The sequence below is a fragment of the Streptomyces sp. S.PNR 29 genome, from assembly GCF_030386795.1.
In the GTDB taxonomy this organism is placed as follows: Bacteria; Actinomycetota; Actinomycetes; order Streptomycetales; family Streptomycetaceae; genus Streptomyces.
Genome location: NZ_JANUQM010000021.1, coordinates 55,791 through 69,147 on the forward strand (window position 1 = coordinate 55,791; position 13,357 = coordinate 69,147).

At 69.6% G+C, this 13,357-nt stretch carries 10 protein-coding genes and 1 riboswitch; of the genes, 9 read left to right on the top strand and 1 reads right to left on the bottom strand.

The annotated features are described in order from the left end of the window. Nucleotides 1–50 precede the first annotated feature (50 nt). From NW895_RS38800 to NW895_RS38840, 9 genes are all read left to right on the top strand, one after another. On the top strand, nt 51–1,343 hold the full coding sequence (locus NW895_RS38800; RefSeq protein WP_289941785.1) for a cytochrome P450: 1,293 nt from the start codon (nt 51–53) through the stop codon (nt 1,341–1,343). A 193-nt stretch (nt 1,344–1,536) separates the two neighbouring features. Next, nucleotides 1,537–2,544, top strand: a complete 1,008-nt coding sequence (locus NW895_RS38805; protein WP_289941786.1) for a transglycosylase family protein — start codon at nt 1,537–1,539, stop codon at nt 2,542–2,544. 193 nt (nt 2,545–2,737) lie between these two features. Further along, nucleotides 2,738–2,903: riboswitch (cyclic di-AMP (ydaO/yuaA leader) on the top strand. 4 nt (nt 2,904–2,907) lie between these two features. Beyond that, nucleotides 2,908–3,600 carry a transglycosylase family protein gene (locus tag NW895_RS38810; protein WP_289941787.1) on the top strand — a complete coding sequence of 231 codons (693 nt, stop codon included), beginning with the start codon at nt 2,908–2,910 and terminating at the stop codon, nt 3,598–3,600. Nucleotides 3,601–3,892: 292 nt separating this feature from the next. Further along, nucleotides 3,893–5,173 (top strand): phosphopyruvate hydratase, encoded by a 1,281-nt coding sequence (eno, locus tag NW895_RS38815; protein WP_289941788.1) that lies wholly within the window; start codon nt 3,893–3,895, stop codon nt 5,171–5,173. Between the two features lie 112 nt (nt 5,174–5,285). Further along, nucleotides 5,286–5,762: a septum formation initiator family protein gene (locus tag NW895_RS38820; RefSeq protein ID WP_289941789.1), complete on the top strand. Its 477-nt coding sequence runs from the start codon at nt 5,286–5,288 to the stop codon at nt 5,760–5,762. 148 nt (nt 5,763–5,910) lie between these two features. Further along, nucleotides 5,911–6,441 carry a DUF501 domain-containing protein gene (locus tag NW895_RS38825; RefSeq protein ID WP_289941790.1) on the top strand — a complete coding sequence of 177 codons (531 nt, stop codon included), beginning with the start codon at nt 5,911–5,913 and terminating at the stop codon, nt 6,439–6,441. Continuing rightward, the gene (locus NW895_RS38830) at nt 6,438–7,379 is read left to right on the top strand and encodes a Ppx/GppA phosphatase family protein (RefSeq protein WP_289941791.1); all 942 of its coding nucleotides are present in this window, start codon (nt 6,438–6,440) and stop codon (nt 7,377–7,379) included. Before NW895_RS38825 ends, NW895_RS38830 begins: the two co-directional genes overlap by 4 nt. 445 nt (nt 7,380–7,824) lie before the next feature. After that, a complete protein-coding gene (locus tag NW895_RS38835; protein WP_289941792.1) occupies nt 7,825–9,213 on the top strand; it encodes an NAD(P)/FAD-dependent oxidoreductase in 1,389 nt (462 codons plus the stop codon). Between the two features lie 238 nt (nt 9,214–9,451). Continuing rightward, complete coding sequence (locus tag NW895_RS38840; RefSeq protein ID WP_289941795.1) at nt 9,452–10,744, top strand: class I SAM-dependent methyltransferase; 1,293 nt, start codon at nt 9,452–9,454, stop codon at nt 10,742–10,744. 60 nt (nt 10,745–10,804) lie between these two features. On the opposite strand, the gene NW895_RS38845 is transcribed toward NW895_RS38840, so the two are convergent. Next, nucleotides 10,805–13,333, bottom strand: a complete 2,529-nt coding sequence (locus NW895_RS38845; protein ID WP_289941796.1) for an ABC transporter permease — start codon at nt 13,331–13,333, stop codon at nt 10,805–10,807. Nucleotides 13,334–13,357: the final 24 nt, after the last annotated feature.

Consider the following 13,357-nt stretch of genomic DNA (forward strand, 5'->3'; position numbering starts at 1 on the left):
GCCATGACGTCCCTCGGCGCAGCCCCCACCCCGCCAGCTACCGTCAAGGAGTGACCGACCAGCCCCAGCCCCTCAGCGCCACCCCCGAACCCCCCGACCTGTTCACCTGGGAGTTCGCCACCGACCCGTACCCCGCCTACGCCTGGCTCCGCAAGCACGCCCCCGTGCACCGCACGAGGCTCCCCAGCGGGGTGGAGGCCTGGCTGGTCACCCGGTACGCCGACGCCAAGCAGGCCCTCGCCGACCAGCGGCTCAGCAAGAACCCGGCGCATCACGACGAACCCGCCCACGCCAAGGGCAAGACCGGCATTCCCGGTGAGCGCAAGGCCGAGCTGATGACGCATCTGCTCAACATCGACCCGCCCGACCACACCCGCCTGCGCAGACTCGTCTCCAAGGCGTTCACGCCCCGCCGCGTCGCCGAGTTCGCGCCCCGCGTGCAGGAGTTGACCGACCAGCTCATCGACCGGTTCGCCGGCCAGGGCTCCGCCGACCTCATCCACGAGTTCGCCTTCCCGCTCCCCATCTACGCGATCTGCGACATGCTCGGCGTTCCCCGCGAGGACCAGGACGACTTCCGGGACTGGGCGGGCATGATGATCCGGCACGGCGGAGGGCCCCGGGGCGGGGTCGCGCGGTCGGTGAAGAAGATGCGGGGCTATCTCGCCGACCTCATCCACCGCAAACGGGAAGCGCTGCCCGCCGAACCCGGTCCCGGTGAGGACCTCATCTCCGGTCTCATCCGCGCCTCCGACCACGGCGAGCACCTCACCGAGAACGAGGCCGCCGCCATGGCCTTCATCCTGCTGTTCGCCGGTTTCGAGACCACCGTCAACCTCATCGGCAACGGTACGTACGCCCTGCTCACCCACCCCGGCCAGCGGGAGCGGCTCCAGAAGTCCCTCGCCGCCGGTGACCGCGGCCTGCTGGAGACGGGCGTCGAGGAACTCCTCCGCTACGACGGACCCGTCGAACTCGCCACCTGGCGGTTCGCGACGCGCCCCCTCACCATCGGCGGGCAGGACATCGCACCCGGCGACCCCGTCCTCGTCGTGCTCGCCGCCGCCGACCGGGACCCGGCGCGGTTCGCCGATCCGGACGTCCTCGACCTCGGCCGCCGCGACAACCAGCACCTGGGGTACGGCCACGGCATCCACTACTGCCTCGGTGCACCGCTCGCCCGGCTGGAGGGCCAGACCGCGCTCGCCACCCTCCTGACCCGCCTCCCGGACCTGCGTCTCGCCGCGGACCCGGCCGACCTGCGCTGGCGCGGCGGACTCATCATGCGGGGGCTGCGCACGCTGCCGGTCGCCTTCACGCCGACGGCTCGGACGACGAGGTAGACACAGAGCTACGACCCGACAGCCACCCGCTACCAGCGCAAACGTGACGCGCCGTCACTCTGTGATCTTCACGTGATCTGCGCGGCATTAACTTGTGACAAGTGATCGAGTGCCGATACGTTCACGGATCAACGCGGCGCCGAGTCCCAACCGCTCGCCGCGTCGCTCCTGCTGTCTCGGGAAAGGTTTCCGCATGCTCTCCGGGAACGGTCGTCACCGTCGCCCCCGCCAGGCTCCGGCTCTCATCGTCGCGGCCGGAGTGACCGGCTCCGCCATCGCGATCCCGCTCCTCGGAGCCTCCGGCGCCAGCGCGGCCGACGGCACGGCCTGGGACCGGGTCGCCGAGTGCGAGACCGGCGGCGCGTGGAGCGAGAACAGCGGCAACGGCTACTACGGCGGCCTGCAGTTGTCCCAGGAGGACTGGGAGAAGTACGGCGGCCTGGAGTACGCGGCCAGCGCCGACCAGGCCAGCCGGTCGCAGCAGATATCCGTCGCCGAGAAGATCCTCGCCGACCAGGGTGTCGGCGCCTGGCCCACCTGCGGACTGCTCTCCGGGCTGAGCAAGGACTCGGGTTCGGTGGACGTCGACACCGGGGTGGGGGACGAGGGATCTTCGGGCAAGTCGGACTCGTCCGACTCGCCTGGCCTGCTCGACTCTCTCACATCGCCCGATTCATCCTCTTCGTCCTCATCTTCATCGCCGTCGGCCTCACCTGACAAGTCGTCGGACACGAAGGGCGAAGCCGGGAAGTCCGGCACCTCCTCCGACTCCGGCCCTGACCCCACGGCGACCGACCGGACCGATTCCGCCCACCCGGGTGATCCGGCCGGTTCGGGGGAATCCGGTGGCTCGTCGTCGCCGTCGAATGGTGACGACTCGGACAAGTACGGTCAATACGTCGGCGTTTCCAGTCTCGTGGACACCGGAGCCATCGGAACCGGCCGCCATCGCGGTGACAGCGCGAAGGAGGCCGCGGCCGACAGTGACGCCGCCGCCTCCTCCGGTCGTCACGCCGCGCGCGGCGACGACGCGTACACCGTCCGCCCCGGCGACACGCTCGCGTCCATCGCCGACTCCCTTGACCTCCAGGGCGGGTGGCGCGAGCTCTATGCCCGGAACAAGAAGGCGATCGGGGACGATCCGGCCCGTATCGTCCCCGGTGAGACGCTCGCCGTCGGTGCCGAATCGGGCGAAAAGTAGCGGAAGAACAGGGGTAGTTCGCGCCCCGGTTCGCACTGAATGCCCGATTTAAAAGCGCTGAGAGATAGATCTCAGAAGCCCTGATCGTCTTTGAAAATCCGGGAATCGCATGCCTACGGTCATGACCGCTCGCCACCGCGGGCCCCGGCTGCCGCAACGCCGAATCCTGCCAGCGGCCGACCGGGAACAGTCGTCGCGTCAAGCGCCGTAGGCAGGAGCGGGGGACCCAAGGTAAGCGCCGCACCGGGCAGTTGAGCCCAGCGGCTAGGGGTGAAGCCGTGCCTCGCAAGGGGCGCGGCCGGGCAACTCGACCGGCCCGAACCCGACAGCTCACCTCGCAGGCGTCGGTGAGGGGATCCATCCATGCTGTTTTCCGGCAAGGGCAAGCACCGCCGTCCGTCCAAGGCCACCCGCGCCATCGCCGTCGCCGGTGTGACCGGCGCCGCCGTCGCCGCGCCGCTGATGGCGTCCGGCAGCGCCTCCGCCGCCACCGCTTCCGAGTGGGACGCCGTGGCCCAGTGCGAGTCCGGCGGCAACTGGTCCATCAACACCGGCAATGGCTACTACGGCGGTCTGCAGTTCTCCGCCTCCACCTGGTCCGCCTACGGCGGCACGCAGTACGCCCAGACCGCCGACAAGGCCACCAAGGCCCAGCAGATCGAGATCGCCGAGAAGGTCCTCGCCGCCCAGGGCAAGGGTGCCTGGCCGAACTGCGGCACGGGCCTGTCGAACGCCTCGTACTCCGGCGGCGACTCGTCGAGCAGCTCCGGTTCCTCGGACAGCGCCTCCTCGGACAGCGCCGCCCGCGAGACCGAGCAGCAGCCGGCCTCCCGCTCCGCCGAGCGTCCGGCCGCCGAGAAGACCGTCACCACCCCGACCGGCAAGAAGGTCGAGAAGGGCGACGGCGAGTACAAGGTCGCCGCGGGCGACACGCTCAGCTCGATCGCCAAGGAGCAGAACGTCGGCGGCGGCTGGGCCAAGCTGTTCGAGCTGAACAAGGACATCGTCGACGACGCCAACCTCATCTACCCGGGCCAGCAGCTGCACCTCAAGTAAGAGACGGCTCTGACCGGAATCACAGCGTCCTCATACCTGTGTCCCCCATAGTGGGGGCACGTGAGGGCCACCCCCCGGCCCCACGGTCTCCCCGCCCCGGTGCGTGTTCCCCCGTACGCACCGGGGCGGGGTTTTTTCCAGCACCGTCTTTGTTCCGTTCGGAAACAATTTACTCTCGGTTCCGTCCACGGGGTGGGCGACCCGGTGGCCGATCGGCCCGGGCCGGTTAGGCTCGTGTCGCAGCACCCACCGTGGTCCTGCTGTCCGCGTCACATCCAAGAAGGAGATGCTCGTGCCGTCCATCGACGTCGTCGTAGCCCGGGAAATCCTCGACTCCCGAGGCAACCCCACGGTCGAGGTCGAGGTCGGCCTCGACGACGGCAGCACGGGTCGTGCCGCCGTCCCGTCCGGCGCCTCCACGGGCGCCTTCGAGGCCATCGAGCTCCGCGACGGCGACTCGAACCGCTACCTCGGCAAGGGTGTGGAGAAGGCCGTCCTCGCGGTCATCGAGCAGATCGGTCCGGAGCTGGTCGGGTACGACGCCACCGAGCAGCGCCTGATCGACCAGGCCATGTTCGACCTGGACGCCACCGACAACAAGGGCTCGCTCGGCGCCAACGCCATCCTCGGCGTCTCCCTCGCCGTCGCCCACGCCGCCTCCGAGGCCAGCGACCTCCCGCTCTTCCGCTACCTGGGCGGCCCGAACGCGCACCTGCTGCCGGTGCCGATGATGAACATCCTGAACGGCGGCTCGCACGCCGACTCCAACGTGGACATCCAGGAGTTCATGATCGCCCCCATCGGCGCGGAGTCCTTCTCCGAGGCCCTGCGCTGGGGCGCCGAGGTCTACCACACGCTGAAGAAGGTCCTGAAGAGCAAGGGCCTGGCCACCGGCCTCGGCGACGAGGGCGGCTTCGCCCCGAACCTCGGCTCCAACCGCGAGGCCCTCGACCTCATCCTCGAAGCCATCAAGGAAGCCGGCTACACCCCCGGCGAGCAGATCGCCCTGGCGCTCGACGTCGCCGCGTCCGAGTTCTACAAGGACGGCTCCTACACCTTCGAGGGCAAGGCACGCTCCGCCGCCGAGATGACCGAGTACTACGCGGAGCTCGTCGACGCGTACCCGCTCGTCTCCATCGAGGACCCGCTGTTCGAGGACGACTGGGAGGGCTGGAAGACCATCACCGCCAAGCTCGGTGACAAGGTCCAGCTCGTCGGCGACGACCTGTTCGTCACCAACCCCGAGCGCCTCGCCCGTGGTATCGAGGAGGGCGCGGCCAACGCCCTGCTGGTCAAGGTCAACCAGATCGGCTCCCTGACCGAGACCCTGGACGCCGTCGAGCTGGCCCAGCGCAACGGCTTCAAGTGCATGATGTCCCACCGCTCCGGCGAGACCGAGGACGTCACCATCGCCGACCTGGCCGTCGCCACCAACTGCGGCCAGATCAAGACCGGCGCCCCCGCCCGCTCCGAGCGCGTCGCCAAGTACAACCAGCTGCTGCGCATCGAGGAGATCCTCGACGACGCCGCCGTGTACGCCGGCCGCAGCGCGTTCCCCCGTTTCAAGGGCTGAACGTCAAGGGCTGAACGCTGTCCCAGGAAGCGTCGTACGTACGTCCCCGTACCCGGTCCCGTACCGTGTCCGGGGACGTACGCGCGTATGAAGGGGAACGGGAGGCGGAGACATGGCCGTGAAGGACCGGGACCGTTTCTCCACCACGACCAGGATCCGGCTGCTCGGCGAACAGACGGCCGCCCGGGTCTACCGCTCCCAGACCCGGCGCCAGGCCCGCCGCTCCCGGCTCACCGGCCGGGCCGCGCTGCTCGCCATGGTGCTGTGCACGCTGATCGTGGCCCTCGCCTACCCCATGCGCCAGTACGTCTCCCAGCGCGCCGAGATCGCCGATCTGGAGCGGCAGAAGCAGCAGGCCCAGGAGCGGGTCGAAAAACTGCGCGACCTCAAGGCACGCTGGCAGGACGACGCGTACGCCGAGCAGCAGATCCGGCAGCGGCTGCACTACGTGATGCCCGGTGAGACCGGCTACATCGTGATCGATCCGCACGCGGCCCAGCAGTCGCGCGCCGACCGGGGAGTGGCCGACCGCCCCTGGTACGCGAACCTCTGGGACGGGGTCGACGAGTCCGACGCCGCCGGTCAGTGAGACCGACAGCCTCTGGGCCATGGCCCGCAGACCGACAGACCCGCAGACTTGCAGACCAGCAGACCAGCAGACCGACAAACCCGCAGACCCGCAGACCCGCAGACCCCATAGACCTATCAGCCCATAGAAAGACAGCCCGAAGACAGTCATGGAAACGCCCCCGCCTCCCACTCCTCGCACCGAGCCCACCGACGAGGACGTCGAGGCCTTCAAGCAGCAGCTCGGGCGTCCCCCGCGCGGACTGCGTGCCATCGCGCACCGGTGCCCGTGCGGGCAGCCGGACGTCGTGGAGACGGCACCGCGGCTGCCCGACGGCACGCCGTTCCCCACGCTGTACTACCTGACGTGCCCCCGGGCCGCCTCGGCGATCGGCACGCTGGAGGCAGACGGCGTGATGAAGGAGATGACCGAGCGGCTGGCGGCCGACCCGGAGCTGGCCGCCGCCTACCGCGCCGCCCACGAGGACTACATCCGGCGGCGGGACGAGATCGACGAGCTGAAGGGCTTCCCGAGCGCGGGCGGCATGCCGGACCGGGTGAAGTGCCTGCACGTGCTGGTGGCCCACTCGCTGGCGGCCGGCCCCGGCGTCAACCCGCTGGGTGACGAGGCGCTGGCGATGCTGCCGGAGTGGTGGCGCAAGGGGCCGTGTGTGACCACGACCGAGGAGGACGCCAAGTGACCCGTGTCGCCGCCGTCGACTGCGGTACGAACTCCATCCGGCTCCTGGTCGCGGACGCAGACCCGGACACGGGCGAACTCGTCGACCTGGACCGCCGCATGACGATCGTGCGCCTCGGCCAGGGCGTCGACCGCACCGGGCGCCTCGCCCCCGAGGCGCTGGAGCGGACCTTCGCCGCCTGCCGCGAGTACGCGGCGATCATCAAGGAGCACGGTGCCGAGCGCCTGCGCTTCGTGGCGACCTCCGCTTCCCGGGACGCCGAGAACCGGGAGGAGTTCGTGCGCGGGGTGCTGGACATCCTCGGCGTCGAACCCGAGGTCATCACCGGTGACCAGGAGGCCGAGTTCTCCTTCACCGGCGCCACGAAGGAACTGACGGGACGGGAGGACCTGCGGCGCCCGTTCCTGGTGGTGGACATCGGCGGCGGCTCGACCGAGTTCGTCGTCGGGGACGACCACGTGCGCGCGGCCCGCTCCGTCGACGTCGGCTGCGTACGGATGACCGAGCGGCACCTGCTGCGGGACGGTGCCGTGTCCGACCCGCCCACCGAGGAGCAGATCGCGGCGATGCGGGCCGACATCGAGGCGGCCCTCGACCGCGCCGAGGAGACGGTGCCGCTGCGCGAGGCGCACACCCTCGTGGGGCTCGCCGGGTCGGTGACGACCGTGTCGGCGATCGCGCAGGACCTGCCCGAGTACGACTCGGAGCGCATCCACCACTCCCGTGTCTCCCGCGACCGTGTCCGCGAGATCACCGACTGGCTGCTGCACTCCACCCACGCCGAGCGCGCGGCCGTTCCGTCCATGCACCCGGGGCGGGTGGACGTGATCGCCGCGGGAGCGCTGGTACTGCTGTCGATCATGGAGCGGATCGGCGCGGAGGAGGTCGTCGTGAGCGAACACGACATCCTCGACGGCATCGCGTGGTCGGTGGCGTAGGTCTCGTTTGTTACCTGTCGGTAGCCTTCGGGTGAGCAGGTCGAATAACGTATGAGCGCACTGGAGGGTCCCCTGGTGGGGCCCTCCGTGACGTCCCGCCGGAAAAGTTCGTGAAGTTCTTCACAAGGAATTGTCCCCGGTCGGGGCGCAAGAGGGCTCCCGTTGACCCGTCCGGGGGTCCAGAGGGCTCCTGAACATGTTCAGAAAGGTGGCGCAAGGGCAAACGGAGCGAGCCGGCGGAAGGTCGTCACAGCGGCCTCACAGAGGGGCCCGTCACTCAGAGAGGCAGCTCACGCGGCATTGACAACGGCCGGTCCTACACGATTGGTTCCCGGTTGTCGCCATGACCTCGATCACGTGAGCGCGGGAGTGTAACACAGGCCCTGCCCGAGCTTGTGAAGGGGCGCACGAGCTACCCCCCTGCGGCGGGTGGATACTCGATGGCATGAGCACCACGGAGCGTCCCAGGATCCTCGTAGTAGGCGGTGGGTACGTAGGCCTGTACGCAGCTCGGCGCATCCTCAAGAAGATGCGTTACGGAGAGGCGACCGTCACGGTCGTCGACCCCCGGTCGTACATGACCTACCAGCCCTTCCTCCCCGAAGCCGCCGCCGGCAACATCTCCCCGCGTCACGTCGTCGTCCCGCTGCGACGCGTGCTTCCCAAGGCGGAGGTCCTCACCGGCCGGGTCACCACCATCGACCAGGACCGCAAGGTCGCCACCGTCGCCCCGCTGGTCGGCGAGGCGTACGAGCTGCCCTTCGACTACCTGGTCATCGCGATGGGCGCGGTCTCCCGCACCTTCCCGATCCCCGGCCTCGCCGAGCAGGGCATCGGCATGAAGGGCATCGAGGAGGCCATCGGCCTGCGCAACCACGTTCTGGAGCAGCTCGACAAGGCCGACTCCACCACCGACGAGGAGATCCGCCGCAAGGCGCTCACCTTCGTCTTCGTGGGCGGTGGCTTCGCCGGTGCGGAGACCATCGGCGAGGTCGAGGACATGGCCCGGGACGCCGCCAAGTACTACAAGAACGTGTCCCGCGAGGACATGCGCTTCATCCTCGTCGACGCCGCCGACAAGATCCTTCCCGAGGTCGGTCCCAAGCTCGGCAAGTACGGCAAGGAGCACCTTGAGGGCCGTGGCGTCGAGGTCTACCTGTCCACCTCCATGGACTCCTGCGTCGACGGCCACGTGGTGCTGAAGAACGGCCTCGAGGTCGACTCCAACACCATCGTCTGGACGGCCGGCGTCAAGCCGAACCCGGTTCTGTCCCGCTTCGGCCTCCCGCTCGGCCCGCGCGGTCACATCGACTGCGAGCCGACGCTCCAGGTCAAGGGCACGGACTACATCTGGGCCGCCGGCGACAACGCCCAGGTGCCGGACCTCGCCGCCCGCAAGGCCGGCGTGGAGAACGCCTGGTGCCCGCCGAACGCCCAGCACGCGCTGCGTCAGGCCCGGGTCCTCGGTGACAACGTGATCTCCGGTATGCGGGGCTTCCCGCAGAAGGACTACGCCCACGCCAACAAGGGCGCGGTGGCGGGCCTCGGCCTCCACAAGGGCGTGGCGATGATCGTCATGGGCAAGATGAAGATCAAGCTGAAGGGCCGCCTCGCCTGGTACATGCACCGCGGCTACCACGGCCTGGCGATGCCGACCTGGAACCGCAAGATCCGGGTCTTCGCCGACTGGACGCTCGGCATGTTCCTCAAGCGCGAGGTCGTCTCGCTCGGCGCGATCGAGTCCCCGCGCGAGGAGTTCTACGAGGCCGCCAAGCCGGCACCGGTCGCCGCCGCGCCGAAGGAGAAGACCGAGGAGAAGGCCAAGGCCTCCTGACCCGCGGTCACTGATCCACCCGAAGGACCTCCCGCCATCCGTGGTGCGGGAGGTCCTTCGGCGTACGGCGCCTGCGGGACTGCGCCTCAGCCTTCTCCCGAGGCCCAGGGGTGCTGCGCCGGACGAGGGTGGCGCTCGAAGGTTTGCCCAGATGTAACGCGCGCCGGGGACTGCACCCCCGCCCCGCAGGTGTTTACGTGGTGTCGGACATTCCGGGACACTCACGGAGGTGCACACCATGGCAGACGCCGCGCCGCGACTGAAGGGCCTCTTCGAACGGTTGCTGGAATCCCCTCTCCCGGTGCGCATCCGCGCCTGGGACGGTTCACAGGCCGGCCCCCCGGACGCGCCCACCCTCGTCGTCCGCAACCGCAGGGCCCTGCGCCGCCTGCTGTGGAAGCCGGGGGAACTGGGCCTGGCCCGGGCCTGGGTCGCCGGCGACCTGGACATCGACGGCGACCTCTACACCACCCTCGACCTGCTCGCCGGCCACCTCTGGGAGCGCGGGGAGGGCGCCCGCACCCTCGGTCAGGCCCTGCGCGACCCCGAGGTCCGGGCCGCCGTGCGCGGCCTCGTCAAGCTCGCCGGCCCCCCGCTGCCTCCCGCCCCGCCCCAGGAGGAGGTCCGCAAGCCCCGCCGCCACCTCCACACCAAGCGCAGCGACAGACGTGCCATCAGCCACCACTACGACGTCGGCAACGACTTCTACGAGCTCGTCCTCGGCCCGTCCATGGTGTACTCCTGCGCCTACTGGCCCTCCCCGGACAGCACCCTGGAAGCCGCCCAGCACGACAAACTCGAACTCGTCTGCCGCAAACTCGCGCTGACCGCCGGTCAGCGACTCCTCGACGTCGGCTGCGGCTGGGGCACCATGGCCATCCACGCCGCCCGCGAGCACGGCGCGAACGTCGTCGGTATCACCCTCTCCCAGGAACAGGCCGCGTACGCCCGTAAGCGCGTCGCCGATGAGGGGCTCACCGACAAGGTCGAGATCCGCGTCCAGGACTACCGGGACGTCGCCGACGGACCGTACGACGCCATCTCCTCCATCGGCATGGCCGAACACGTCGGCGCGGAACGCTACCTGGACTACGCCACCGACCTCCACAGCCTGCTCAGGCCCGGCGGCCGCCTCCTCAACCACCAGATCGCCCGCCGCCCGCAGAGGGACGAGTCGACGTACCACATCGACGAGTTCATCGACGCCTACGTCTTCCCCGACGGCGAACTCGCCCCCCTCGGCACCACCGTCACCCAGCTCGAACGCGCCGGGTTCGAGGTGCGCGACGTGGAGTCGATCCGCGAGCACTACGCCCTCACCCTGCGCCGCTGGGTCGCCAACCTGGAGGCCGGCTGGGACCACGCCGTGCGGCTCACCAGCCCCGGCCGCGCCCGCGTCTGGCGCCTGTACATGGCCGCCTCGGCCGTCTCCTTCGAACGCAACCGCATCGGCGTCAACCAGGTCCTCGCCGTGAGGACCCCGGAGTCCGGCGACTCCGGTATGCCGCTGCGCTCCCGCACCTGGAACTAGCCCGGAAACAGAAGCAGGGCCCCGCCGCCCGGAAGCGACGGGGCCCTGTGTCCGGTATCCCTACTCCGCCTTGATCGCCTCCAGCATGTTCAGCCGGGCCGCCCGCCGCGCCGGCCACAGCGCCGCCAGGACGCCCACGGTGGCCGCCAGCAGGAGGAACACGGCGATCCGGGCCCAGGGCAGCACCAGTTCGTACGTCGCCATCCTGGAGGCCAGCAGCTCACCGGCCGCCCAGCCGAAGAACACGCCCAGGCCGATGCCCAGCACCGCGCCGAACAGCGAGATCACCAGCGACTCCAGACGGACCATCCGCTTGATGCCCCTGCGGTCCAGGCCGATCGCCCGGAGCATGCCGATCTCCTGGGAGCGTTCGAAGACCGACATGGCCAGGGTGTTGATGACGCCGAGGACCGCCACGATCACCGCCATCGCGAGCAGGCCGTAGACCATGTTCAGCATCAGCGTGAACATCTGCGCGATCTCGTTGGAGATGTCCTGCTTGTCCTGCACCTTGATCGCCGGGTTGGTGCCGAGGGCCTTCTCCAGCTTGTCCTGCGTCGCGCCGGACGTTCCGCCGGAGGTCTTCACCATGACCTTCATGTTGTACGGGTCCGCGTCGTGCGGGGCGAGGGTCGCCTGGTCGAGCAGGATTCCGCGCAGGAAGTCGTTGCTCTCGTACGTCCCGGCGACCGTCAGCTTCTGCTTCTTGCCGTCCGCGTAGGAGACGGTGAAGTCGGAACCGGCCTTCCAGCCATAGGACTGCGCGGTCTCGCTGTCCACGACGACCTGGGTGCCGCCGACCTTGAAGGACCCTTCGTCCACCTCGGGGCCGGCCAGCTCGCCGATCGCGGCGCCGTTGACGCCGGTCAGGTACTCGGTCTGGCCGTCGATCCGGGATTCGGCGTTGAGCATCGGGCTGGTGGCGCTGACGCCGTCCGTCTGCTCCAGCTTCTTCTCGACGTCCGGCGACAGCGGGTTGCCGTTCGCCATGGACACCACGTAGTCCGCCTTGATCGACGACGACGCCATCTTCTCGATGGCCTGCTGGAGACTGCCCGCCATCACCGTCATACCGGTGATCAAGGTCAGGCCGATCATCAGCGCGGAGGCCGTGGCGGCCGTACGGCGCGGGTTGCGCACCGAGTTCTGCCGGGCCAGCTTGCCCGAGACACCGAAGACGCGCAGCACCGGCGCCGCGGCGGCGATCAGCGGGCGGGACAGCAGCGGGGTCAGGATGAACACGCCGATGATCAGCAGCACCGCGCCGAAGCCCATGGGTATCTGGCCGTCCGAGCCGTCCATGGTCGAGGCCATCAGGACCACCGCGATCCCCGCGGCCGAGACCAGGGCGCCCAGCGTGTTGCGCAGCACCAGCGACTTGGTCGTGGCCTTCGCGTGCACGCTGTTCATGGCCGCCACCGGCGGGATCTTCGCGGCCCTGCGGCCCGGCAGCCACGCCGCCAGCATGGTCACCAGGATGCCGACGACGAGCGCGGCGACGATCGTGGCGGGCTTGATGATCAGCGGCCCGTCGGGCACGGTCGCGCCGAAGGTACCCATCAGCGAACGCAGTCCGGCCCCGATGCCGATGCCCGCGAGCAGACCGGCCACGGCGGCGACCGCGCCGACCACGAACGCCTCGATCAGCACCGACCGCGTCACCTGCCGGCGCGAGGCGCCGACCGCCCGCATCAGCGCCAGCTCCTTGGTGCGCTGGGCGACCAGCATGGTGAAGGTGTTGGCGATGATGAAGGTGCCGACGAACAGGGCGATGCCGGCGAAGACCAGCAGGCCCGTCTGCATGCCGCTCATCGACCGGGCTATCGCCTCGGCCTGGTCGTCGGCGAGCTCCTTGCCGGTGGTGGTCGCGACGGTGCCCTTGGGCAACGCCTTGTCCAGCTCCGCCTGCAGCGCGGTCTGCGTGACGCCCGCCTTCGCCTTGACGACGATCTGGTCGTACACGCCCGCCTTGCCGAACAGCTTCTGGGCGGTCGCCGTGTCGAACAGGGTGAGGCTGCCGCCGGCCGCGACGTTGCCGTCGTCGGTGGTGAAGATGCCGGTGATCTTCGGGGTCAGGACCGGCCCGTCGACCGACATGCGTACGGTGTCGCCGACCTTGTAGCCGGCGCGCTTCGCCGTCTCGGAGTCGATGAGGATCTCGCCCTGGCCCTTGGGGGCGTGGCCGCTGACCAGCGGGTAGCGGGGGTCCTCGGTACCCCAGTAGTTGCCGCCCTGCGACTGGAAGCCCTCGCCGATCAGCTTGCCGTCCTTGTCGGCGATGGCGGTGAAGCCCTGCACGACCCCGATGGCGGACGCGGCCCCGGGCACCCGCTCACTCCTGTCGAGCACGGACTGGGTCAGCTCGTGGACCTTGCCGACCTGGTCGCCCTCGGCGTCCTGGTAGTCCGCTGTCATGGCGACGTCGACCTGGTCGAAGCCCTTGGCGGAACTCTTCTGGAGGGCGTCGGAGATGGTGTTGGTGAAGACCAGGGTCCCCGACACGAAGGCCACGCCGAGCATCACGGCGAGGACGGTCATCAGGAGCCGGGCCTTGTGCGCGAGTACGTTGCGCAAGGCGGTACGGAACATGGGTTCTTCTTCTCAGTCCTGTCG

Bases quoted from the DNA above. Each gene is read 5' to 3' on its own strand.
- NW895_RS38805 (WP_289941786.1), top strand. From the start codon at position 1,537: ATGCTCTCCGGGAACGGTCGTCACCGTCGCCCCCGCCAGGCTCCGGCT.
- NW895_RS38810 (WP_289941787.1), top strand. From the start codon at position 2,908: ATGCTGTTTTCCGGCAAGGGCAAGCACCGCCGTCCGTCCAAGGCCACC.
- NW895_RS38820 (WP_289941789.1), top strand. From the start codon at position 5,286: ATGGCCGTGAAGGACCGGGACCGTTTCTCCACCACGACCAGGATCCGG.
- NW895_RS38825 (WP_289941790.1), top strand. From the start codon at position 5,911: ATGGAAACGCCCCCGCCTCCCACTCCTCGCACCGAGCCCACCGACGAG.
- NW895_RS38835 (WP_289941792.1), top strand. From the start codon at position 7,825: ATGAGCACCACGGAGCGTCCCAGGATCCTCGTAGTAGGCGGTGGGTAC.
- NW895_RS38840 (WP_289941795.1), top strand. From the start codon at position 9,452: ATGGCAGACGCCGCGCCGCGACTGAAGGGCCTCTTCGAACGGTTGCTG.
- NW895_RS38845 (WP_289941796.1), bottom strand. From the start codon at position 13,333: ATGTTCCGTACCGCCTTGCGCAACGTACTCGCGCACAAGGCCCGGCTC.